The 22301-nt window shown below is 68.0% G+C and carries 19 protein-coding genes; 8 read left to right on the top strand and 11 right to left on the bottom strand.

Features of this window, described 5'->3' with window-relative positions:
• The 3 genes from ACFWP0_RS06090 to ACFWP0_RS06080 form a co-directional block, all read left to right on the top strand.
• A partial coding sequence (locus ACFWP0_RS06090) for a DUF3274 domain-containing protein (RefSeq protein ID WP_377840457.1) occupies window positions 1-432 on the top strand: 432 nt, incomplete at its 5' end.
• Window positions 429-2054, top strand: a complete 1626-nt coding sequence (locus tag ACFWP0_RS06085) for a DUF2875 family protein (RefSeq protein ID WP_377840455.1) — start codon at window positions 429-431, stop codon at window positions 2052-2054. The genes ACFWP0_RS06090 and ACFWP0_RS06085, both read left to right, overlap by 4 nt.
• A 238-nt stretch (window positions 2055-2292) precedes the next feature.
• A complete protein-coding gene (locus tag ACFWP0_RS06080) occupies window positions 2293-3336 on the top strand; it encodes a hypothetical protein (protein ID WP_377840454.1) in 1044 nt (347 codons plus the stop codon).
• Window positions 3337-3464: 128 nt separating this feature from the next.
• Here the strand turns inward: ACFWP0_RS06080 and ACFWP0_RS06075 are convergent, their stop codons facing one another.
• From ACFWP0_RS06075 to ACFWP0_RS06045, 7 genes are all read right to left on the bottom strand, one after another.
• The gene (locus ACFWP0_RS06075; protein ID WP_377840452.1) at window positions 3465-4151 is read right to left on the bottom strand and encodes a GntR family transcriptional regulator; all 687 of its coding nucleotides are present in this window, start codon (window positions 4149-4151) and stop codon (window positions 3465-3467) included.
• Between the two features lie 152 nt (window positions 4152-4303).
• Window positions 4304-5287, bottom strand: coding sequence for a tripartite tricarboxylate transporter substrate binding protein (locus ACFWP0_RS06070; protein WP_377840451.1), 984 nt, complete (start codon window positions 5285-5287; stop codon window positions 4304-4306).
• 37 nt (window positions 5288-5324) lie between these two features.
• Complete coding sequence (locus ACFWP0_RS06065; protein ID WP_377840449.1) at window positions 5325-7256, bottom strand: acyl-CoA synthetase; 1932 nt, start codon at window positions 7254-7256, stop codon at window positions 5325-5327.
• A 16-nt stretch (window positions 7257-7272) separates the two neighbouring features.
• On the bottom strand, window positions 7273-8406 hold the full coding sequence (locus ACFWP0_RS06060; protein WP_377840448.1) for an acyl-CoA dehydrogenase family protein: 1134 nt from the start codon (window positions 8404-8406) through the stop codon (window positions 7273-7275).
• A 9-nt stretch (window positions 8407-8415) separates the two neighbouring features.
• On the bottom strand, window positions 8416-9612 hold the full coding sequence (locus ACFWP0_RS06055) for an acyl-CoA dehydrogenase family protein (RefSeq protein WP_377840446.1): 1197 nt from the start codon (window positions 9610-9612) through the stop codon (window positions 8416-8418).
• A gap of 8 nt (window positions 9613-9620) precedes the next feature.
• Window positions 9621-10802: an acetyl-CoA C-acyltransferase gene (locus ACFWP0_RS06050; protein ID WP_377840445.1), complete on the bottom strand. Its 1182-nt coding sequence runs from the start codon at window positions 10800-10802 to the stop codon at window positions 9621-9623.
• A 27-nt stretch (window positions 10803-10829) separates the two neighbouring features.
• A complete protein-coding gene (locus ACFWP0_RS06045; RefSeq protein ID WP_377840443.1) occupies window positions 10830-12950 on the bottom strand; it encodes a 3-hydroxyacyl-CoA dehydrogenase NAD-binding domain-containing protein in 2121 nt (706 codons plus the stop codon).
• A gap of 213 nt (window positions 12951-13163) precedes the next feature.
• On the opposite strand from ACFWP0_RS06045, the gene ACFWP0_RS06040 reads away from it, so the two are divergent.
• The 5 genes from ACFWP0_RS06040 to sodC all read left to right on the top strand — a co-directional run bounded on the left by ACFWP0_RS06040 (window position 13164) and on the right by sodC (window position 18912).
• Window positions 13164-14096, top strand: coding sequence for a LysR family transcriptional regulator (locus tag ACFWP0_RS06040; protein WP_377840441.1), 933 nt, complete (start codon window positions 13164-13166; stop codon window positions 14094-14096).
• A 131-nt stretch (window positions 14097-14227) separates the two neighbouring features.
• Window positions 14228-15340 carry an AI-2E family transporter gene (locus ACFWP0_RS06035; protein ID WP_377840440.1) on the top strand — a complete coding sequence of 371 codons (1113 nt, stop codon included), beginning with the start codon at window positions 14228-14230 and terminating at the stop codon, window positions 15338-15340.
• A 33-nt stretch (window positions 15341-15373) separates the two neighbouring features.
• Window positions 15374-16684, top strand: a complete 1311-nt coding sequence (locus ACFWP0_RS06030; RefSeq protein ID WP_377840438.1) for a cation:proton antiporter — start codon at window positions 15374-15376, stop codon at window positions 16682-16684.
• Between the two features lie 79 nt (window positions 16685-16763).
• Window positions 16764-18092, top strand: coding sequence for a DUF445 domain-containing protein (locus tag ACFWP0_RS06025; RefSeq protein WP_377840437.1), 1329 nt, complete (start codon window positions 16764-16766; stop codon window positions 18090-18092).
• Between the two features lie 295 nt (window positions 18093-18387).
• Window positions 18388-18912 (top strand): superoxide dismutase [Cu-Zn] SodC, encoded by a 525-nt coding sequence (gene sodC, locus ACFWP0_RS06020; RefSeq protein ID WP_377840436.1) that lies wholly within the window; start codon window positions 18388-18390, stop codon window positions 18910-18912.
• A gap of 34 nt (window positions 18913-18946) precedes the next feature.
• Here sodC and ACFWP0_RS06015 read toward each other — a convergent pair whose 3' ends face one another.
• The 4 genes from ACFWP0_RS06015 to ACFWP0_RS06000 form a co-directional block, all read right to left on the bottom strand.
• On the bottom strand, window positions 18947-19570 hold the full coding sequence (locus ACFWP0_RS06015) for a glutathione S-transferase family protein (protein WP_377840434.1): 624 nt from the start codon (window positions 19568-19570) through the stop codon (window positions 18947-18949).
• Window positions 19571-19677: 107 nt separating this feature from the next.
• Window positions 19678-20898 carry an MFS transporter gene (locus tag ACFWP0_RS06010; RefSeq protein WP_377840433.1) on the bottom strand — a complete coding sequence of 407 codons (1221 nt, stop codon included), beginning with the start codon at window positions 20896-20898 and terminating at the stop codon, window positions 19678-19680.
• Between the two features lie 100 nt (window positions 20899-20998).
• Window positions 20999-21790 (bottom strand): type I methionyl aminopeptidase, encoded by a 792-nt coding sequence (map, locus tag ACFWP0_RS06005; protein WP_377840431.1) that lies wholly within the window; start codon window positions 21788-21790, stop codon window positions 20999-21001.
• On the bottom strand, window positions 21791-22036 hold the full coding sequence (locus ACFWP0_RS06000) for a ParD-like family protein (protein WP_377840429.1): 246 nt from the start codon (window positions 22034-22036) through the stop codon (window positions 21791-21793).
• Window positions 22037-22301: the final 265 nt, after the last annotated feature.

Below are 22301 nucleotides of genomic sequence, written 5' to 3'. Positions count from 1 at the left end.
TCGGGGATTCCGGCTAATCCGCTGCATAGCCAGCGCGTGCTGGCTTATGACGTGGCGGTCGGGGCGGGCGGGTGCGTTGATGACGTTGAGTTCTACGCATACTTGTGCCGGGTGGCGGATTGGAGGTTGGATTGGGAGAGTGAAGATAATCCAGGGCGTAGTCAGGTTGACGCTGAGGCATATCTTCCCAGCGAGGGTACGTTGGCTTTTTACGATGACGAAGAACAGCCCAATAAAGCCCTCATTCATGCTACCTCGGTCTATCGCAGCAGCGAGTTGCCACAATATGATTGCGAAGGGAATGCCACGACCCCTGGTGGCGGTGTACTCCCGCAGAAGGTGATGGACGCCATTAGGCCCTCGTTGATCGTCAGCCAAACTCGATCCGAACGTCGAGTAAGTGCATTGCCAAATTCTTGGGAGTCCCCGTGATTCACTACTTTAGATCTTCCTCGCTGACCTTTGGCCTCGCGTTGGTCTCTTTACCTGGCTTCGCAACGTCGGCGAATGAGTTGACGCCAAATAGTTGCCTCTCCAGTGCAATCACACCCTTCACCTCTGATGCGTTGGCCAAGGAGGCCTCGACCATGTCAATTGACGCTCGTTACAGAGCTCCTACAACCTCTCCCCGTCTGGATTTCCTGGATGTAGTAAGCGCGGGTTTGATTGTGGATGTATATCGTCAGGGACAAGTATGGGATGCGTTGCAAACGCAGGATGCCGTCCAGTCCAATGCGCTGCATGCAACGAGTATTTTGCCAACAGATCCAAAAAAGTATCCGGTTACTGCTGATGCGAAGGATATGGCTTACGACAAGCGAAAAGCCGACGCTTTGGAGTTGGGTTTGCGCAATTTCCTTGAGAAATGGCCTATTCCCACAGTGATGGTAGTGCGTGGATGGAATCCTCATGCTCCGAATTTACGCATACCCGCAGATAGGATTGATCGAATGCTATCGACCATGGTTAACCGCCTTCGGGGTCCTGCCGGGTTGCATTGGCACCATATTCGTCAATTAGAAGACGGAATAGTCTGCAATGACACGCCAGAAGGCGTGATGGAAAATCTCTTTCAGTTGTTTGAGAAGAACCCCGATTTGCCTGCCGTATTGGTCTACAGCATTGATGGCTTCAATATGGCTCTCGCACTTACCACTAAAGGCAATAAGCCCATCGGTGTCGGCACCGGCCCCCGTCAGCCCGGCGAACTCACCGACGCCATGGTAGCCATGGTCGTCGGTCGTCCCGAGCGCGTGAACTGGCTGCGCGAATATGCGCGATACACCAAACCCAACAAGAACCCCATTAATCCCGAATTCACCGGCTGGGCACGTACTCCCAAGGTGCCTTTCACGCCATCGCCATTCCTCCCCCAGCCGTGGACGGCGCGTGCCTTCGAACAATGGGATGCCCTTCCCGTGCTCGCCAGACTCCATCGCCCTGTCACGGTGTCGCTGCAAGACTCCGCGGGCAAGCGCTTGAAGAATGATGCGCTGACCGCGGCCCAGTCCGCCGCGTGGCGCCAAGCGACGCAAGGCCTGCCCACACAACCTGCCCGGGTGTTCTACGACAACGGCAAGCCGGACAATACCGTCTTGGCCGAATGGGCGCCGTCCTTGCAGGCAGCGGGTAGTTCCGTTGACCTGCTGGCGTCGAACCAAAGCTACAACCTCACCCAGCGCCTGGGCGACACCGGCGCGGCCTCGCCCTTTGTCGGCATCGCCTTGGCGACGATGGCGAGCTATCTCAACGCGGATGCCAGTGTGGTGGCGCCGCTGCGCCGCGGCGATCAAGCCACGCTGATTACCGTGAGCTCGCCCACACCGGGCAATAAGCCGCGGTTCAACTCGTTCGGGGTGAAGCTGATGCCGCAAACCTCCAGCAGCGACTGGCCCGATCCGCGGTTCTTGGCCAGCCTCGAACAGCCCAAGCAATCGGCCGTCACGCCCGCCCGCTACATCGACCCGGAGCAGGTGGCCCGGGACAAGAACGCGCTCGATGACTTTATCGCCAGCGGACCGGGCGTGGACCTGTTCGATCCAAAGATGAAGTAACCCCTTGGCTTTGCGAACTCTTCAAGAGCGCATAGGCTGGCATGAAAGAAATCACTCGAGTGGGCGACGCCACGGACCGTGGCAGCGATCGTCACCGCGTCGACGGCATTCCCATGGCGCTGGACGCCATGAAAACAGCGTGCGGAGCCAGCCTCATATCAAGCGTTTCTCGCGGAGCGGTAAATGGCTGAGCGGACCTTTGAGGCTTACGGGAGCTGGGAGGGAGTTCATCTGAGCCATGTGTGAAAAGCACCATCATGCGTCGAAGCGTTCCATTCTTGACCACGGCGCCGAGTTGCGGGCGAAGATTGAGCCACTGGGCTATACCTGTCTTGACGAAACGTGGAGGGGCGCGCAGGCTGCCTATCGTTTTCGATGCCCGCAGGGCCACGTGTTCTCCAGGCAAGGGCAAGGCGCGGTGAGGTCGGGGGTGCGCTGCCCGACTTGCATGCAGGATGCGCAAACCTGGCGGCTGCACGTCCTGGCGCGCGAGGCCGGCGTGATTTGCCTGGAATCGCAGTGGCTAGGCGGCATGGCCAAGCACCGGTTCCAGTGTGCACATGGACATCATTGGGAACGCAAAGGAAGGAAAGCACTCGAATTTCCCGGTTGCGCACGCTGCGCGCGCGAGCGAGGCTTGCGTCGTAGGCTGGCCGATGGGCTGCAACGCCTTCGAAAAATGGCCACCGAGAGGGGCGGCGCCTGCCTTGCGGAGCGGTTCGAGGGAGCCGCCCATGCTTATCCTTTTCGTTGTGCGCGTGGTCATACCTGGCAAGCAAAGGGTAGCGAGGTGCTACGGCGCACGTGGTGCCCGACCTGTGCCGTCGAACGTAAGGTGAACGACTATCGTCGCGCCGATGGCCTGGAACGCTTGCAGGCCATCGCTGCCCGGCAAGGAGGCGAATGCCTGAACTCCGCGTACGCCGGTGGTACGGCGTTCTACCGCTTCCGTTGCCGCGAAGGTCATGTATGGGAGACCACGGGTGCGCGTCTCCTACGGGGGAACTGGTGCGCGGCATGCGCATACGAGAATAAGCGCTTGGGCCTGGACGCGGCGCGCCTGGCTGCCGCTGAGCGCGGTGGCCAATGCCTGACGACCCAATACCGGAACAACGAGAAAAAACTGCCTTGGCTGTGTCATCGCGGCCATACTTGGCACGCCCCGCTGGCGAGCATCCGGGCGGGCCACTGGTGCCCGGAATGCGCACATATGAATCAGATCACGAATCCAAACTCGAAGGCGTGGATGCGTTATCGCTTATCTTCTGTCGGAAAGGGATAGTCCGCGCGAGGCGCCCGCGCGTTTTGCAAGTCCTTTGTCTGGACTGCTTCGGCGGATTCCATCCTGGAAAAACTCGTCAGGCTATGCGGGCGAATTAATAGGACAAGGCACCAGGGCGGCGCCCGCCTTCAGCTCAGCAGCGCGGTGACGAGATCGCCGGCGCCGTGCTTGTCGTCGGTGAAGTTCAGCGCGGTCTGGACATGTTCGAGGTGCTCGTCCATCAGCGCGCAGGCGCGTTCGGTGTCGCCGGCGCGGGCCGCCTCGATGAAGGCATGGTGTTCCTGCGACGAGCAACTGGCGTCATGCGAGCTTTGGTACAGCACGGTGATCACCGCGCTGCGCGCGGACAGCTCGCGCAGCATGCCCGTCAGCACGGAATTGCCCACGGTCTCGGCCAGCAGGATGTGGAAATCGCCCAGCAGGCGGTTGCGCGCCTGGACGTCCCCGCTTTGCAGCGCGCGCCGCTCTTCGGCCAGGTGGGCGTCGATGCGGCGATAGTCCGCGGCCTTGGCGCGCGCGACGAATTCCCGGGCGAGCGCGGCTTCCAGGATGCGGCGCACGGTGTAGACCTCGCGGGCCTCGTTCGCGTCCGGCTTGCTGACGAAAGCCCCCTTGTCGGGAACGATGTTGATCAGCTTGTCCTTGGACAGCATCAGCAGGGCCGCGCGGATCTTGGTGCGGCTGACCTTGTAGACGCGCGCCAGCGCCTCTTCGCGTAGCCGCGTGCCGGGCGGAAGCTTGTGCGCCACGATGGCGGCGGCCACTTCCTTGGCGATGTCGCCGGCGCTGGGGTCAGTCTGAACTTCCTGGATCATGGGGCGCGGCAGCGGGCTGCCGGGGGGAAAACCATCGGGCAGCCAGTCTATCAAAAAGTCGAACAGGAAAGGCAGACATTTTTTGCATACAAATTTTGTCTGCCCAAAATGCCTGCGCCTTCCTGCCGGTTCTTCCCCGCGCCCGGGCGCGGCTACTTCGCCATCAGCCCCAGATATTCGATCAGCCCCTTTTCCTTGACGTAGGTGGCCTGCGCCCACGCCTTGTAGTCCTCGCTGTTGCGGTAGGCGGGCTCCTGGTTGAGCTGCTTCATGACCTCCATGCTGGCCGGGTCGAAGAGCGCCTTCTTGAAGGCGTCGTGCAGCGTCTTGACCACGGCGGGGTCCATGCCCTTGGGGCCGGCCAGGCCGTAGGGGGAGGTGGACACGACCTTGTAGCCCAGCTCCTGCGCGGTGGGCACCTCAGGCCAGCGGGTGGTGCGCTTATCGCCGAAGGTGACGAGCAGGCGCATCTTGCCGGAGTCCACGAACTGGTCCCAGCCGGTGGCGTCGCTTTGCGCCATGACGTGGCCGCCCAGGAGCGCCTGCTGCATGTCGGCGTTGCCCTTGAACGGCACGTGATTGAGCTTGACCTTGGCGTTGATGGCGATTTCCTCGATCAGCAGGTGCGGCGAGGAGCCGATGCCGGTGGAGCCGTAGTCGATCTTGCCCGGCGCCTGGCGCGCGGCTTCGATGTATTCGTTGAAGGTCTTGTACGGCGAGTCCGAGCGCACGGTGAAGCCGAAGGTGTAGCCGGACAGGCCCAGGATGAAGCTGAAGTCGTTGATCGGGTCCCAGCTGCTTTTCTGCATGTACGGCATGCGCAGCATCGCCAGGGTGTACAGGCTGATCGTGTAGCCGTCCGGCTTGGCGGTCTTGGCCATGGTGGCGGTGCCCAGCGTGCCGCCCGCGCCCGGACGGTTTTCGACGATGACAGGCTGGCCCAGGTATTTCGAGGCGTCCTGCGCCACGATGCGCAGATGGCGGTCGGTGGAGCCGCCGGCCGGGAAGGGCACGATCAGGGTGATGGGCTTGGTGGGGAAAGCGCTTTGCGCGCCGGCGGACAAGGGCAAGACGGCGCCGGCCAGCGTGAGCAGCAGGGCGCTCAGGCAGGCGCGGCGCAGGGGCAGTCGGACCATAGGGTTGTCTCCTGGTGTGGTGTTATGTGGCTGCGGGTCAGTCGCGCAAGACGACCTTGACGGGCAGCCGGGACAGCGCTTCGCGCAGTTGGGCCAACAGCTGCGCGGGCGCGCCGGCGCCGGCTTCTACGGCGACGTCCGGTTGCGCATCGGCCAGCACGCGGAAGACGGGATCGTCTTGCGCAAGGCCGGCCTCATGCAGGGTGCGCGCCACCACGGCCTGGACCGACACGGCGGTCGCCAGGCGGCGCAAATCGGGTTTGTAGATCTTGCCCACGTTCGTCATGGGCATGTGCTCCAGGACGATGACGCGCTTGGGCCGCGCCGGCCCTTCGTCCACGTGTTCGGCGGCGTAGGCGACGAGGTCGGCCTCGCTGGCCTGGGCGCCGTCGGCCAGCGTGACGAAGGCGATGGGCAGCTCGCCGGCGTAGGCGTCCGGCGCGCCGACGGCGGCGCAGAGCTGCACGGCCGGATGGGTGGCGAGCGCGTCCTCGATGGTCTTGGGGTCGATGTTGTGGCCGCCGCGGATGATCAGGTCCTTGGCGCGGCCCTGCAGGTGCAGCCGCCCCTCGCCGTCCATGAAGCCCACGTCGCCGCTGATCAGCCAGCCGTCTTCGGTGAAGGCGCGCGCGGTGTCCTCCGCGTCCAGGAAGCCGGGGATCACGTTGGGCGCCTTGAACAGCGCCATGCCCGGCGTGCCGGCGGGTAGGTCGCGCGCGGGCTGGCCGGCGGGCATGTCCAGGCTCACGATGCGCACCTGCACGTAGGGCAGCGGGAAGCCCACGCAGTTCACGGGAAACTCGCAGCCGGGCGGCGAGATCGACGTGATGCCGGCCATTTCCGTCATGCCCAGGCTTTCGTTCACATGCAGCCCGAACAGGCGCTTGAAGCGCGACGCCAGCTCTGCGGGCAGGGGCGCCGCGCCGGTGCGGCAATAGCGCAGCGACGAGATGTCCGCGCCCGCCAGCGGTACGTCGGCCAGCGCCGCAAGAATGGTGGGCACGCCTTGCAGCGAGGTGGCGCGGTGCTTTTCCACCAGGCGCCAGTAATTGCGCAGCACGTCGCGGTTGCGCAGCAGCAGGGTGGTGGGGATGACGGTTTCCACGCCGGCCGACAGCGCCGCCAGCGAGGCCGGCAGCACGCCCGCCACATGGAACAGCGGATAGCCGTTGATGACCACGTCGTCCGGGCCGGCGTTCTGCAATTGCACCGCCGCCCAGGCCGAGAACACCTGGTTGGCGTGGGTATGGATGGCGAGCTTGGGCGCGCCGGTGGTGCCGCCGGTGTGGAAATACGCGGCCACGTCGCCGGCGCGGATGACGCGTTCGCTGACGAGGCGGTCCGACGGCTGGGCGGCGCGGCTGGCGTTGAAGTCCAGCGCGCAGCCGGGCAGCGCGGGGCGCTGGGCCAGGGGCTCGTCCAGCGGCGCCACGCGCAGCAGGGTGTGCAAGGTGGGCACGCGGTCCAGCAGGCGCAGGGCCTTGGACCAGGCGCCGCATTCCACGTCCGAGCCATAGGCGATCAGCACCTTGGCGCGCGCCGCGGCCATCAGGGAGGCGAGCTTGTCTTCGGTCAGCAGCGGGTTCAGCGGCTGGACGATGCCGGCCGCCTCGCCGCCCCACAGCGCCAGGTGGTACTCCAGGCAGCCGGGCAGCAGCACGCCCACGGCGTCGCCTTCGCGGATGCCCAGGCCGTGAAGCAGGTTGGCGGTCTGGTGGATGCCGGCCAGCAGGTCGCGGTAGCTCCAGCGCACCGCCTCGTCGTCGGGATCCGCGCTGCGCAGGAAGGTCAGCGCGGTCTTGTCGCCGAAGGCGGCCGCGGAGTTGCGGAAGATCTCGTAGGTGCTTTGCACCGTCAGCGTCTCGGCCAGCGGCCGGGCCTGCAGGCGCTGCACGTCCTGCGCGGTGCGCACGGGAAACGGCGCCGCGAAGGGGCGCGACAGGGGCGGGGCGGCATGGGACTGGATCATGTCCGTGTTCCTCCGTTCATGCCTGCCCCAGCGCGATGTAGCGGCGCAGGTGGTGGTCTTCGTCGCCCAGTTGGTGGTCGATCATGACCAGGCGCTTGGCGTAGTGCGCCAGCGGCAGTTCCCAGGTCATGCCGATGCCGCCGTGCAGCTGGATGCTCTCTTCGGCCACCAGGGTGCCGATGCGGCCGATGGTGTATTTGGCCGCGGACAGCGCGCGTTCGCGCGCGGCGCGGTCGGGGTGGTCCAGCGCGGCGGCGGCGTTGATGACGGCGGAACGCGCCTGCTCGATTTCCAGCAGCACGTCGGCCATGCGGTGCTGCAGCGCCTGGAAGCTGCCGATCGGCGCGCCGAACTGGCGGCGGGTGCGCAGGTATTCCAGCGTGGCGTCGCGCGCGCAGTCCATGGCGCCCACGGCTTCCGAGCACAGGGCCAGGATGCCGCGGCCGGTCGCGCGCTCCAGCAGCGCATGGCCGGCGCCCGCCTCGCCCAGCAGGGCGTCGGGACCCAGCTGCACCTTGTCGAACGCGAGTTCCGCCGCGCGGCCGCCGTCGATCAGGCCGTAGCCGCGCGCCGTCAGCCCGGGGGTGCCGGCGCTGACGAGGAAGAGGCTGATGCCTGCCTCGTCGTCCTCCGCGCCCGCCGTGCGCGCCGACACCAGGAACAGGTCCGCGTGCTCGCCCGCGCTCACGACCGCCTTGGCGCCGTTCAGCACCCAGCCGCCGGCATTGCGTTCGGCGCGCATGCGCACCTGGTTCAAGTCATAGCCGGACTCGGGTTCGGCGTGGGCAAGCGCCGCAACGAGGGCGCCCGCGATCAGTCTGTCCAGCGCTTCGCGCTGGGCCCGCGAGCCGGCCGCGGCGATCGCCGAGCCCACCATCAGGGCGTCCAGGAAGGGTTCGACGACCAGGCCGCGCCCCAGCGCCTCGAAGACGACCGAGATATCGAAGCCCGCCCCGCCCAGGCCGCCGTCGGCCTCGGAAAACAGCGCGCCGATGGCGCCCAGTTCGGCGTAGCGGCGCCAGAAGTCCACGCTGTAGCCTTGCGGCGATTGCGCGTGGCGCGAGCGGGTGGCGAAGTCGTACTGCTCCGCGACAAAACGGCGCAGCATGTCGGCCAGCATGCGCCGGTCTTCGGTGTGTTCAAAATTCATGGCCGGCCCTTACAGTCCCAGGATCATCTTCGAGATGATGTTCTTCTGGATTTCATTGGAGCCGCCGAAGATCGACAGCTTGCGGTTGTTGAAGTACTGCGCGGCGGCGCTCGCGGCGCCCTCGGGGCCGACGGGCGGCGCGTCGTAGCCGTCGTGCAGCGCTTCGGGCACGAAGGGCCGGGCGTAGGGGCCCATGGCGCGGCGGTTCAGCGCGGTGATTTCCTGCCGGATCTGCGTGCCGCGGATCTTCAGCATGGAGCTTTCCGCGCCGGGCGCGCCGCCGCCGGCCACCGCCGCCACCACGCGCAGATTGGTGGTGCGCATGTTGGCCAGCTCGATCTCCACGCGGGCAAGCCTCGCGGCGAAGTCGGGATCTTCGGCCAGCGGGCGGCCATGCTTTTTCTGGCGCGCGGCTATCGTCTTCAGGCGCTCCAGCGCGGCTGTGGACTGGCCCACGCCCGCGATGTTGGTGCGTTCGTAGGTCAGCAGGTACTTGGCGCAGGTCCAGCCGCGGTTCTCTTCGCCCACCAGGTTTTCGGCCGGCACGCGCACGTCCGAGAAGAACACTTCATTGACTTCGTGCTCGCCGTCCAGCGTGATGATGGGGCGCACTTCGACGCCGGGGCTGTTCATGTCGACGAGCAGGAAGCTGATGCCTTCCTGGCGCCGGCCTTCCTGCGAGGTGCGCACCAGGCAGAAGATCATGTTGGCGTACTGGCCCAGCGTGGTCCAGGTCTTTTGCCCGTTGACGATGTAGCTGTCGCCGTCGCGCACCGCGGTGGTCTTGACCGACGCCAGGTCCGAGCCCGCGCCCGGTTCGGAATAGCCCTGGCACCACCAGTCCGAGCCATCCAGGATGCGCGGCAGCCAATGGCGCCGCTGCGCTTGGCTGCCATACTTGATCAGCACCGGCCCCAGCATGCTCAGGCCGAAGGGCACGATGCGCGGCGCAGAGGCCAGCGCGCATTCGTTCTCGAAGATGTACTTCTGCGCGGCGCTCCAGCCGGTGCCGCCGTACTCCTCGGGCCAGTGGCTCGCCAGCCAGCCTTGCTGGTTCAGGATGGCGTGCCATTCGGCCATGTCGGCGCGCGTCAGCAGCTTGCCCTCGTTGACCTTGTCGGACAGGCGCCGCGGCAGCCGCGCGGCCAGAAAGGCGCGCACTTCGTCGCGGAAGGCGTTCTCTTCGGGAGTGAATTCCAGGTCCATGGGGGTCCTCAGTAGATTTCAAACAGGCCGGCCGCGCCCATGCCGCCGCCGATGCACATGGTGACGACGGCGTAGCGGGCGCCGCGGCGGCGGCCTTCGATCAGCACATGGCCGGCCAGGCGCGCGCCGGTGACGCCGAACGGATGGCCCAGGGCGATGGAGCCGCCGTCCACGTTCAGGCGGTCCATGGGAATGCCGAGCTTTTCCTGGCAATACAGCGCTTGCGAGGCAAAGGCCTCGTTCAGTTCCCAGAGATCGATGTCCTGCACCTTCAGGCCGTGGCGCGCCAGCAGCTTGGGCACGGCGTAGACCGGGCCGATGCCCATCTCGTCGGGCTCGCAGCCGGCGACCGCCAGGCCGCGGAACGCGCCCAGCGGGCGGATGCCGGCGCGCTGGGCTTCGCCGGCCTCCATCAGCACGCAGGCGGCCGCGCCGTCGGACAGCTGCGACGCATTGCCGGCCGTGACGAACTGGCCCTCGCCGCGCACGGGCGCCAATCCCGCCAGCGCCTCGTAGGTGGTGCCGGGGCGGTTGCAGGTGTCCTGGTCGACCGTCACCTCGCGTTCGGCGACCGCGCCGGTCGCGCGGTCGGTGACGGACATGGTGGTGGTGACGGCGACGATTTCCTCGCGCAGGCGGCCGGCGGCCTGGGCGACTTCGGTTCGCGCCTGGCTTTGCGCGGCATAGCGGTCCTGCGCCTCGCGGCTGATGCCATAGCGGGCGGCGACGATGTCGGCGGTTTCGATCATGGGCAGGTAGAGTTCGGGCTTGTTGGCCATGATCCACGGGTCCATGCCGCTTACGCCGTCGTCGCGCGTGCGGATCTGCGACACCAGTTCCACGCCGCCCGCGATCACGGCGGGCGCGCCGTCCATCACGATGCGGCTGGCGGCCGAAGCGATGGCCTGCAGGCCGGACGCGCAATAGCGGTTGATGGTGGCGCCGCCCACGCTGACGGGCAGGCCGGCGCGGATCACCGCCTGGCGGCCGATGTTGCGGCCGGTGGCGCCTTCGGGGTAGCCGCAGCCGATGAAGGCGTCTTCGATCAGCGCGGGGTCCACGCCGGCGCGCTCGACGGCGGCGCGCACCGCGTGCGCGGCCAGCGTGGGGCCGGCGATCAGGTTGAATTCGCCGCGGCCCGCCTTGGTGATGGGGGTGCGGGCGGTGGAGACGATAACGGCTTCGCGCATGATGGCTTCCTGTGGGATGTGTGCGGGTCAGGCGGCGTTGAGGCTGCCGAAATTGCGGCCGGACTCGGCCAGCTGCACGAGCAGCGGCGAGGGCTTCCAGAACGCGGGGTCTTCCTGGGCATAGCCGCGGATGTCGGCCAGGACGCGGTCCAGGCCCACGCTGTCGGCGTAGTGCATCGGCCCGCCGCGATGGCGCGGAAAGCCGTAGCCGGACAGGAACACCACGTCCACGTCGGACGGGCGCAGCGCAATGCCCTGGTGCAGCACATTGGCCGCTTCGTTGATCATCGCGGCCAGGTAGCGGCGCAGGATGTCGTCCTGGGTGAAGGCGCGGGGCGTAACGCCGGCGCGGCGCCGTTCCTCGTCGATGATGGCGAGCACGTCGGGGTCCGGCGTGCCTTGGCGCGCGCCGTCGGGATACAGGTAGAAGCCGCGGCCCGTCTTCTGGCCGAACCAGCCGCGCTCGCACAGGCGGTCGGGAATCTGCACGTAGCGCAGCGCCGGGTCGCGGGTGGCGGCGCGGCGCTTGCGCGTGGCCCAGCCGATGTCGCCGCCGGCCAGGTCGGCCATCTGGTAGGGGCCCATCGGGTAGCCGAAGGCACGCACGGCCGCGTCGATGTCGTAGGGCGATGCGCCGTCTTCCATCATCATGTCGGCCGCCTGGCGGTGCACGGCCAGGATGCGGTTGCCGATGAATCCGTCGCACACGCCCGCGCGCACCGGGATCTTGCGCAGCCGCCGCGCCAGCTCGAAGCCGGTGGCCACCGTGTCCGGCGCGGTGTGCTTGCCCACCACCACTTCCAGCAGCTTCATGATGTTGGCGGGCGAGAAGAAGTGCAGGCCCAGCACGTCGGCCGGCCCGCGCGTCGCGGCGGCGATCTGGTCGATGTCCAGGTAAGACGTGTTGGTGGCCAGCACCGCGCCGGGCTTGGCCACCCGGTCCAGCTGCGCGAAGACGGCCTGCTTGACGGCCATGTCTTCAAACACGGCTTCGATGATGAGATCGGCCTCGCCCAGCGCGTCGTAGGTCGTGGCGCCGGTAAAGCGCGCCAGGCGGGCGGCGCGCTCGTCGGCGCCGATCCTGCCTTTCTTGACCAGCAGGTCGTAGACCTGGTCGACGCGCGCGCGGCCGCGGGCGAGCGCGGCCTCGTCCTGCTCCACCATCACGACGGGCAGGCCCGCGTCCAGCACCGACACGGCGATGCCCGCGCCCATGGTGCCGCCGCCGATGACGCCGACGCGCTCCAGCCGCCGCGCCCGCGCTTCCTTCAGTTCCGGGATCTTGGCGGTCTCGCGTTCCGCGAAGAAGGCGTGGACCAGTCCGGCCCGCTGCGGGCTGTCCAGGCATTGGAGGAACAGCGCCCGTTCGGTGCGCAGGCCCTCTTCAAAGGGCTGTTCGATCGCGGCGCGCACGGCCTCTACGATCCTGGCCGGAGAAAACAGGCCCCGCGCGGTGGCGGCCACGCGTTGGGCGGCGGCGTCCACCGCGGCCAGCGCCGCCGGCTTGTCGGCCAGCGCGGCGGCGGCGTCGCGGGTGCGGCGCGGCCCGGCGTTCAGCGCCAGCAACTGGCGGGTGTAGGCCAGCCCCGCGTCCAGCGCGTCGTCCTCGGCGGCCAGCGTGTCGACGAGCCCGGCCTTCAGCGCGGCCTCGGCGGACAGGTGCTTGCCCGACAGCATCAGGTCCAGCGCGGCCTCGGCGCCCATCAGGCGCGGCGCGCGCTGCGTGCCGCCCGCGCCGGGCAGCAGGCCCAGGTTCACTTCGGGCAGGCCCAGCTTGGCGCCCGCCAGCGCCACGCGATAGTGCGCGGCCAGGGCGATTTCCAGCCCGCCGCCCAGCGCCGCGCCGTGCAAGGCCGCCACCACGGGCTTTGCGCTGGCTTCGATCTGGTTGCAGACGTCCGGCAGGATGGGCTCCCGCGGGGGCTTGCCGAACTCTCGGATATCGGCGCCCGCGATGAAGTTCCTGCCCGCGCCCAGCAGCAGGATCGCGCGCACTTGCGTGTCGGTCTGCGCGCCCTGGATGGCCGCCGCCAGGTCGCCGCGCACCGCGGCGCTCAGGGCGTTGACCGGGGGATGGTCGATGGCGACGACCAGGATGTCGTCGTAGCGGCGCGTCCTGGCCGCGCCGGTGCTTGCGCTGTCTGTCATGGACAGTGTCTCCGATAGGGCTTCCTGCTTGCGGGCCGCGCCGCGGAACCGGCGCACCGGTTTGCGGGAAGGCGGCCGCGCGGGCGGAGCCTGGCGGGCCAGGGCGGCCCGCCTTTTATGCTTCATTCTTTCCCAGTCAAGATGTCTTGACAATGGCATCGATAATTGACACGCCGGATAATAAAATTTGACAATGTGGGCGAGGAGAGCGACATGGACACCAAATCCCTGACCTTGCTGGTGGAAATCCTGGACGCGGGCAACCTGAGCGAGGCGGCGCGGCGGCTGAAAATGACGCGCGCCAACGTCAGCTATCACCTGAACCAGCTTGAACGTTCGGTGGGCATGCAGCTGGTGCGGCGCACGACGCGCCACGTGGAGCCCACGGAAATCGGACTGAAGCTGTATCAGCACGGGCGCAGCATTCAGGATGAACTGGTGGCCGCCCGCGAATCGGTCGAGACCCTGGGCAAGACGCCGCAGGGCAAGGTCCGGCTCAGCGTGCCCAGCGGCTACGGGCAGTTCGTGATGACGCCGTGGCTGCTGGAATTCAAGCAGGCCTACCCGGACATCGTGCTGGACGTGCTGTTCGAGAACAGCGTCGAGGACCTGCTGCGCGACGAGGTGGACATCGCCGTGCGCATCATGTCCGAGCCGCCGCAGAACCTGGTGGCGCGCGAGCTTGGGCAGGTCCGCTACGTGGCCTGCGCATCCAGGGCATACGCCGACAGTCGGGGCCTGCCCCAGCGGCCGGAAGACCTGGCGGGCACGCCCGTCATCAGCGCGGCGGTGATCGGCCGGCCCTTGCGCCTGTCCGCCTATTACGGCGGCCAGCCCCGGCAGCATGTGGTGCTGGAACCCACCGTCATTTCGCGCAACTACGCCTTCCTGCGCGACGCGATCCGCGCCGGGCTGGGCGTGGGGGTGGTGCCGGACTACGTGGTGCATGACGACATCGCGCGCGGCGACCTGCTGCCCGCGCTGACGCAGTGGCGCCTGAGCATCTTCGGGCGCGCCATGTACATGCTGTACATGCCGAACCGGCACCATCCGCGGGCGATCGGCATGATGATCGAATTCATCCTCAAGCGGGCGAAGCGGCGCCACGACGGCGAGGCGGGCTTGCTGGCGGTGGGCGGGGCCTAGGGCCAGGCACGGCACTTGCTGTCTGCGTTCAAAATTCGAACGCAGGGGGCATGATGGAGAGCGCGACACCGGCGGCAACGCCACGCACGGAAGCCGCACCGGCCGCGGCGGCCGAGCCCCCGGAAGAAAAAGTGACCGTGCAGGACGCCGGCCTGGTCGACGCGGTCGAGCCCGACACCCCGTTCGTGCGCGCGCGCGGCGCGTGCCTGACCACCCTGACGGTGCTGGCGGTGCTGTTCAGCCTGAAGCTGGCGCAGGAATTCATCGTTCCCGTGGTGATGGCCATTGTGGTGGCCTACGCGCTGGATCCGGCGGTAACGCTGCTGGAACGCGCCCGCCTGCCCCGGGTGCTCGGCACCGTGGCGCTGATGCTGAGCATCGCGTTCGCGATCGGGGGGCTGGCCTATGTCACGCAAGACCAGGTGGGCGGCATCGTGCACGCGCTGCCCGAGATATCCGGAAAGCTGTCGCGCACCTTGGAGGGCCTGAGCAGCGGCGACGGGTCCTTCTTCGAAAAACTGAAGGGCGCGGCAAGCCTGCTGCAGGACACGGGCGGGGTGCAGCCCGGGCGCCAGGTCGTGGTGGCGAAGTCGGACGGGGGCCTGAGCGAGTTCCTGCTCTGGGGATCCAAGGGCGTGGCTACCTTCATCGGGCAGGCGACCATGTGCGTCTTCCTGGTCTTCTTCCTGCTGCTGTCGGGCAACGCCTTCAAGCGCAAGTTCGTGAAGGTGGCGGGCAAGACGCTATCGCAAAAGAAGATCAGCGTGCACATGCTGGACCAGATCAACAGCTCCATCCACATGTACATGGCGATGATGCTGGTGACGAACGTGGTGCTGGGGCTGCTGTCCTGGGTCGCCTTCCGCCTGCTGGGGCTGGAAAACGCGGCAACCTGGGCCATCGTGGCGGGCGCCCTGCACATCATTCCCTACTTCGGGCCGCTCATGACCGCCATCGGCACGGGAGTGGCGGCGCTGGTCCAGTTCGGCGAGCTGGGCCCCGCGCTGGCGGTGGCCATGAGTTCGGTGGGCATCGCCTTGCTGATGGGCGTGGTGATCACCACCTGGATGTCGGGCCGGATCGCCAAGATGAACGCCGTCGCGGTGTTCATCCTGCTGCTGCTGTTCACCTGGCTGTGGGGCATATGGGGAACGCTCTTGTCCGTGCCCATCGCCTTCATCGCGAAGGTGGTGGCGGACCACGTCGAAGGCCTGGACGCCGTGTCGGAATTCCTGGGCGAGTAGCGCCGGCCACGGCGCCGCGGATGGGAGCGTGACGTGAACATCGAGGCGGTCTGGTTCCTGCTGATAGGCGCGCTGTTCGTGCTGATGGCGCTGGCCAAGCGCTTCATCGACGCGCTGCCCATGACGGGCGCCATGGTGTACCTGGCGGTCGGCTTCCTGATCGGGCCGGCGGGGCTGGGGCTGCTCAACCTGGACCTGTACGCCGACGGCCACGTCCTGCGCCTGATCACCGAGGCCGCGCTTCCCGTCTCGCTGTTCGCCATCGGCATGCACCTGCGCGTGGCCTGCGGCCATTCCTTATGGCGGCTGCCGCTGCGGCTGGCGGCGCCCGCCATGCTGCTGACCGTCGCGCTGATGACGGCGGTGGGCGGCGTGGCCCTGGGGCTGGCCCTGGGGCCGGCGCTGCTGCTGGCCGCCGCGCTGGCGCCCACCGATCCGGTGCTGGCCAACGAACTGCGGCCGCTTGAAGCCGGCGACGACGAGCCGCTGCGCTTTGCCTTGTCGGGCGAGGGCGGCGCCAACGACGGCGCGGCGTTTCCGCTGGTGGCGCTGGGGATCGCCTTGTGCAACGCGGGGCCTGCCGGGCTGGCGCAGCCCTGGACGCTGGCGGCCGAAATGGTCTGGGGCGTGGCCGTGGCCGTCGCCATCGGCTGGCTGATGGGCACGTTGAGCGAGCGCCTGATCGCCATGCTGCGGATCCGCTACGGCAATGCGCTGGGGCTGGACGAGTTCCTGGCGCTGGGGCTGATCGCGCTGTGCTATGGCGCCACCTTGCTTGCCCATGGCTATGGATTCCTGGCGGTGTTCTGCGCGGGCGTGGCGCTGCGCCAGCAGGAGCTGCGCGCCACCGGCGGCGCCCGCAGTCCGCGCGCGGCGGTGGAGGGCGTGACGCCCGCCGAGCAGGAGGAGAGCTCGCAGGACCCCAAGCTGGCCCATGCCCATCTTGCGGAATCGATGATGGCGATCTCGGTCGGGCTGGAACGCTTCGTGGAGTTGGCGCTGATGCTGGTCATCGGCTGCGTGGTGTCGGCGTACTGGCGCGAGATGCTGGGGTGGATGCCCCTGCTCGCCACCGCGGCGCTGTTTGTCGTGGTGCGGCCGGCCAGCGTCATGCTCGCCCTGTCGGGCTCGACGCTGGACGCCCGCCAGCGCTGGCTGGCGAGTTGGCTGGGCATACGGGGGGTCGGCACGTTCTACTACCTGCTGCTGGCGGTGGAGCAGGCGCCGCAAGCCGTGACCCGCGGGCTGGCTCCGATCTTGCTGGCCGCCATCGTCGGTTCGGTGCTGGCGCACGGCATCACGGCCTCGCCCTTGCTGGCCTGGTATTACCGGCGCCGGCGCTGAGCCCGGATGTTCCCGCCTGCGCGCAGCGGCCGCGCTGCCGCGAGTTGGTATGCTGGCGCATCGCCTTGCCGGATTCTTCATGACCGATACGTCCCGTTCCGCCCCTTCCGCCGCTGCACGCTCCACCCTGGCGCCCGACGCGCGCCGCACGCAGCTGCGGCGCATGAAGATCGCCGCGCTGGCCCTGCTGGCGGCCATGGTCAGCGGCTTCATCACCAGCCATGTCATGGGCGGGCAGGGCGCATGGGCCTGGGTGCGGGCCTTTTGCGAGGCGGCCACGGTGGGCGCGCTGGCCGACTGGTTCGCGGTGGTGGCCCTGTTCAGGCGCCCGATGGGCCTGCCCATTCCGCACACCGCCATCATTCCCAGCAACAAGGACCGCATCGGCGACAGCCTGGCGGTGTTCGTGCGCGACCATTTCCTGGATCCCGACGCGCTGATGGAAAAGCTGCGGGTCTTCGACCCCGCCGCGCGGCTCAGCCGCTGGCTGTCGCGGCCGCGCCAGGCGCATGCGCTGAGCGACGGCGCGCGCCGCGTGGCCCTGCAGACGCTGGACCTGCTGGACGACCGGGCGGTGCGCGGCGTCATCCAGGAGTTCGTGGTGAAAAACCTGCGGCGCTGGGATGCGGCGGGCACGGCCGGCGAAGTGCTGGGCCTGCTGACCCGCGACGGACGCCATCAGGACCTGCTGGACGCCGCCATGGAGCGGCTGGGCGGCTACCTGGGCGAAGAGGACGTGAAGGAGCGCGCCTCGGCCCTGCTGGTGAAGTTCGCCAAGAAGGAATGGCCGCGCATCATCGCGGCCGTGGACGTGGTCAAGTCGGTCGACGGCATTGCCGACAACCTGGCCGACCGCCTGGCGCGCGCGCTGGTCGAAGAGCTGCGCGACGTGCTGTCCGAGCCGGACCACCCCGTGCGGCGCGACTACGAGGCGTGGGTGCTGAACTATATAGAGCGCTTGAAGAGCGACCCGGCCCTGGCCGAACAGGTCGAAGCGCTCAAGCAGCGCGCCATCGACCATCCCAAGGTGCAGGAGTACGTGCAGGGGCTGTGGGACGACATCCATGCCGCGCTGCGGCGGGATCTGGCGGACGAGCACTCGGCGCTGGCCGCGCATCTGGAAAGCGCCTTGCTGGCGCTGGCCCGCAAGCTGGGCGAAGACCCCGGCCTGCGCGAGGCCATCAACAGCCATGTGCTGGGCGGCGCCCGCCGCCTGACCGGCCGCCTGCGGGTCGGGGTGACCGAGCATATCTCGCGCACGGTCAAGAACTGGGACGAGCGCCACCTGGTCGACGAGCTGGAGCTGAGCGTGGGACGCGACCTGCAATACATCCGCTTCAACGGCACGCTGGTCGGCGGCCTGATCGGGGTGCTGCTGCACGCGGTGGTGCTGCTGGTGAATGGCTAGCAGTGCCGGTGTCTGACACCCCCTGGCCCCGGTGTCTGACACCCCTCTGGCCCCGGTGTCTGACACCCGCGCGCGACGGTCTTGGCATGAGGCGGCGTCTCAGGGGTGTCAGACACCGGGGCCAGGGGAGACACCGAGGCATCGGCCGCGCCGCCGCAAGCTTGTATCAGGAATGAAGATTGCTGGCGAACCGCCCGGCGCCGATGCTATTGTCATCTGCGCCGCCGGCGGGGCTGGGGAGTCCAGGCCTTGCCGGACGTCCGCAGTTCGCGGGCATCATCCCAGGAGGCACTTCATGAAGAAAATCTCGATGCTTGTCACGGCTCTGGCATTGGCGGGCGCTTCCAGCGCCGCGCTGGCGGAAACCGTCTCGATGTCGTTCCTGACGGCCGACGGCGTCGGCAAGAGCGCCGGCTCCATCGCCCTGAAGGACACCAAGGGCGGCTTGCAGATCACTCCGGACCTCAAAGGCCTGCCGCCGGGCGAACACGGCTTCCATGTGCATGAAAAGGGTTCGTGCGAACCCGGCATGGTGAACGGCCAGATGGCCCCGGGCGGCGCCGCGGGCGGTCACCTTGACCCCAAGGGCACCAAGGCCCACAAGGGACCGACGGCCACGGACGGGCACCAGGGCGATCTGCCCTTGATCGTGGTGGCCGCCGACGGCACCGCCAAGCAGGCCGTGGTGGCGCCGCACCTGAAGCTGGCCGACGTGAAGCAGCACGCCCTGATGGTGCATGTGGGCGGCGACAACTATAGCGACAAGCCCCAGCCGCTGGGCGGCGGAGGCGGGCGCCTGGTGTGCGGCGTCGTGAAGTAGGACAAGCATGGGGCGCCGCAAGCGGGCGCGGCGGTCACGCCGTGCCGTTGCGGCCGTGCTGGCGGTAGCCCCCGCGTCCGGCCAGCCGGTCGTAATAGGCGGCGACGGCCGGCAGCGTCGGCTTGTCGAAGGGCGTGCCGAACCAGCGGTTCACGGACAGGCCGACCGGGATGTCGGCTAGCGTGAAGGCCGCGCCTGCCACGTAGGATTCCGTGGCGCAGAGGCGCTGGTCCAGGATGCGCATGAAGCGCGCCCATTCCTGGCAAGAGGCCTCGATGGCGGCCGCGTCGCGATGCGCGGGCGAGTTGCGCGCCAGCGCCATGAACGCGTAGCTCCAGGCCCGGTTCAGGTCGGTCGCCTGCCAATCCATCCATTGGTCCACCCGCGCCCGCTGCTTCGGCTCGGCCGGGTACAGGCGCTGGCCGCCGTATTGCGCCGCCAGATAGCGGATGATGCTGTTGGATTCCCACAGCACGAAATCGCCGTCCTGAAGCACGGGCGCCATCGCGTTGGGATTGAGCGCGAGGAAGCCGGCGTCGCTGGTGGGCCGAAAGCCGGCGCCCCAGTCTTCGCGTTCAAATGGCAGGTTCAGTTCGGCGCAAGTCCACAGCACCTTGCGCACGTTGATCGATGAGGCTTTACCCAATATTTTCAGCATCTTGCTTGCCGCCGGCGTCGGCTTCCAGGGTGAGGACCGCTGCAGTCTAGCGGCGCGGGCGAGGCGCCGCCAGATACAGATCGGGCCTCGCGCGCACGCAACAGGCTTCAGGAAGCCGCCGCTTCCGGTTGGCTGCGCAGCCGCAGCACGGGCGAGGTGAACAGCACCGCGAACTGCACGGCGAAGCCGGCGGTGGACACCCACAGGCAGGCCTGGACGCCGAACCGGGCGGCCAGCGCGGCGCCGATCAGCGCGCCGATGGGGCGGGAGCCGAAATTGGCGGTCACGATCACGGCTGACACCCGGCCCAGGAGCGCATTGGGCGTCACCGCCTGGCGCAACGTGGTCGTGGTGATGGTCCACAGGATGGGCCCCGCGCCGAACAGGAAGAATCCGACCCCCGCCCAGGTTCCCGACGGATACGCCAGCGTGGACAGCAGGATGAGGCTGGCCAGCAGCGCCGACAGCGGCCCCGCCGCAATCATCGCGCCGAACGACAGCCGCCGCGCCAGCCAGGGCGCGGCCAGCGCGCCCGCCAGCATGCCGCCGCCGTACACGCCCAGCGTGATGCCCACGCCCGCGGCGGACAGGCCCAGCCGTTCAATGGCATAGGCCACGTAGATCGCCTGCAGCACGAACCAGGCGGTGTTGAAGAACACGGCGGTCACCAGCACCGGGCGCAACAGGGGATGCGTGGCGACAAAGGCGGCGCCCTCGCGCAATTCGATCAGCACGTGGCGGCGCTGCGCCGGCTTGGGCGCGTCGTGCGGAAGGCCGGCCAGCAGGACGACGGCCAGCAGCGACAGGGTGGTGGCCAGCACATAGGCCGTGGATGCGCCCATCCAGCCCACCAGCGCGCCGCCCGCGGCGGGGCCGGCGGAGAACGCGGCGCTGCGCGCCAGTTCCAGCCAGCGGTTGGCGCTGGCCAGTTCGGCCGGCGCGACCAGCCTGGGCACCAGCGCGGGGGCGGCCACGTTGTAGGCGACCGTGCCGACCGCGCCCAGAAAGCCCAGGGCCGCCAGCCATTCCAGGGTCAGGCCGCCTATGCCCAGCAGCGCCAGCAGGCCAAGCAGGCTGGCCGCGCGCACGATCTCGGCGGCCGTCATCAGCGCGCGGCGCGACATGCGGTCCGCCAGCACTCCGGCGGGCAAGGCCAGCAGCAGGAAGGGCAGCGTCTGCGCGGTTTGCAGATACCCGGTCTGCGCCGCGCTTGCGCCCAGGGCCAGCACCGCGACCAGCGGCGCGGCCGCCAGGGCGATCTGTTCGGAGAACTGCGCCGCCAGATTGGACGAGGCCAGGCGGCGGAAGGCGGAGGACAGGGCGGGCATGGGCGGTGCGGCGGCGCCGCGGAAGTGGCAAGGGCACGATCATAATCGTGCCCTTGGCGGCCTGCACTCCGGTCCTTGCCATGGCAAGGACGCGGCGGGGTCAGGGAATCGGGGGATAGTCGCCAAAGCCGTCCGGCCAGGACGTCAGCACGTCGTAGCCAGTGTCGGTTACGACCACCATGTGCTCCCATTGCGCGGACAGCGAACGGTCCTTGGTGACGACCGTCCAGCCGTCCGGCATCTGCCGGGTGGCCGGCTTGCCCGCGTTGATCATCGGTTCGATGGTGAACATCATGCCGGGCTGCAGCACCATCCCTTCGCCGGGGCGGCCGTAGTGCAGCACCTGCGGATCGTCGTGGTAGATCTGGCCGATGCCGTGGCCGCAGTATTCGCGCACGATGCTGAAGTGCTCGCGGTGCGCCACCGTCTGGATCGCGTGCCCGATGTCGCCCAGCGTCGCGCCGGGTTTCACCGCCATGATGCCCGCGCGCATGGCTTCGTAGGTCGTATTGACAAGGCGGCGCGCCAGCGGGCTGGGCTGGCCCACGTAGTACATGCGGCTGGTGTCGCCGAACCAGCCGTCCTTGATGACGGCCACGTCGATGTTCAGGATGTCGCCGTTCTTGAGCACCTTGGCCGACGGGATGCCGTGGCAGATCACATGGTTGACCGACGCGCACACCGTCTTGGGGAAGCCGTGATACCCGACATTGGCCGGAATGGCCTGCAGCACGTTCACGATGTAGTCGTGGCAGATGCGGTCCAGTTCATCGGTGGTGACGCCGGGGCGCACGTGTTCGCCGATCATGTGCAGCACTTCCGCCGCCATGGCGCCCGCCTTGCGGGCCATTTCGATGTCGGCGGCGGACTTGATGGAAACCTTCTTCGCCATTTACGCGGCCTCCTGCTCGGCGGGCTGCGGCAAGCCTTGGGACAGGGCGGCGATGGTGAAACCCTCGGCCTGATCGATGCGGATCAGCAGCTGGCAGATGTCCGCGTGGCGCAGCTCGGGGTAGAGCTCGGACAGCATGCCGATGCGCATCCAGTGTTCGGCCTGGGAATTGATGGAGCGGCTGAGCGCGCCGCTGGCGACCCGCAGGTTCTCGTGCATCTGCTCGGAGATCTTGACGATGCCCATAATGAGTGATCCGTATATGGTTTGTATATGGAACGTATAGTACTGCTGGGCGGCGGCGGGTGCAAATCGGGGAGCGTCTCGGTCGGACCGCCCGGGCCGGACCGTTGATGGAGCGTCTCCGCTGATGGGTGTCTGACACCCTTGAGGCGTTGCCGCAGGCTGACGGCTGTCTCACACGGGTGTCAGACACCTGGCTTGCAGACATCCTCCGCTGATGGGTGTCTGACACCCTTGAGGCGTTGCCGCAGGCTGACGGTTGTCTCAC

Origin of the sequence: Achromobacter sp. NPDC058515 (genome assembly GCF_042721735.1) — a bacterium.
Classification (GTDB): domain Bacteria; phylum Pseudomonadota; class Gammaproteobacteria; order Burkholderiales; family Burkholderiaceae_B; genus Achromobacter.
The sequence above is the reverse complement of the archived record's forward strand: the minus strand, read 5'-3'. Positions and strand labels throughout refer to the sequence as shown.

Bases quoted from the DNA above. Each gene is read 5' to 3' on its own strand.
- ACFWP0_RS06080 (WP_377840454.1), top strand. From the start codon at position 2,293: ATGTGTGAAAAGCACCATCATGCGTCGAAGCGTTCCATTCTTGACCAC.
- ACFWP0_RS06075 (WP_377840452.1), bottom strand. From the start codon at position 4,151: ATGATCCAGGAAGTTCAGACTGACCCCAGCGCCGGCGACATCGCCAAG.
- ACFWP0_RS06070 (WP_377840451.1), bottom strand. From the start codon at position 5,287: ATGGTCCGACTGCCCCTGCGCCGCGCCTGCCTGAGCGCCCTGCTGCTC.
- ACFWP0_RS06065 (WP_377840449.1), bottom strand. From the start codon at position 7,256: ATGATCCAGTCCCATGCCGCCCCGCCCCTGTCGCGCCCCTTCGCGGCG.
- ACFWP0_RS06060 (WP_377840448.1), bottom strand. From the start codon at position 8,406: ATGAATTTTGAACACACCGAAGACCGGCGCATGCTGGCCGACATGCTG.
- ACFWP0_RS06055 (WP_377840446.1), bottom strand. From the start codon at position 9,612: ATGGACCTGGAATTCACTCCCGAAGAGAACGCCTTCCGCGACGAAGTG.
- ACFWP0_RS06050 (WP_377840445.1), bottom strand. From the start codon at position 10,802: ATGCGCGAAGCCGTTATCGTCTCCACCGCCCGCACCCCCATCACCAAG.
- ACFWP0_RS06045 (WP_377840443.1), bottom strand. From the start codon at position 12,950: ATGACAGACAGCGCAAGCACCGGCGCGGCCAGGACGCGCCGCTACGAC.
- ACFWP0_RS06040 (WP_377840441.1), top strand. From the start codon at position 13,164: ATGGACACCAAATCCCTGACCTTGCTGGTGGAAATCCTGGACGCGGGC.
- ACFWP0_RS06025 (WP_377840437.1), top strand. From the start codon at position 16,764: ATGACCGATACGTCCCGTTCCGCCCCTTCCGCCGCTGCACGCTCCACC.
- sodC (WP_377840436.1), top strand. From the start codon at position 18,388: ATGAAGAAAATCTCGATGCTTGTCACGGCTCTGGCATTGGCGGGCGCT.
- ACFWP0_RS06015 (WP_377840434.1), bottom strand. From the start codon at position 19,570: ATGCTGAAAATATTGGGTAAAGCCTCATCGATCAACGTGCGCAAGGTG.
- ACFWP0_RS06010 (WP_377840433.1), bottom strand. From the start codon at position 20,898: ATGCCCGCCCTGTCCTCCGCCTTCCGCCGCCTGGCCTCGTCCAATCTG.
- map (WP_377840431.1), bottom strand. From the start codon at position 21,790: ATGGCGAAGAAGGTTTCCATCAAGTCCGCCGCCGACATCGAAATGGCC.
- ACFWP0_RS06000 (WP_377840429.1), bottom strand. From the start codon at position 22,036: ATGGGCATCGTCAAGATCTCCGAGCAGATGCACGAGAACCTGCGGGTC.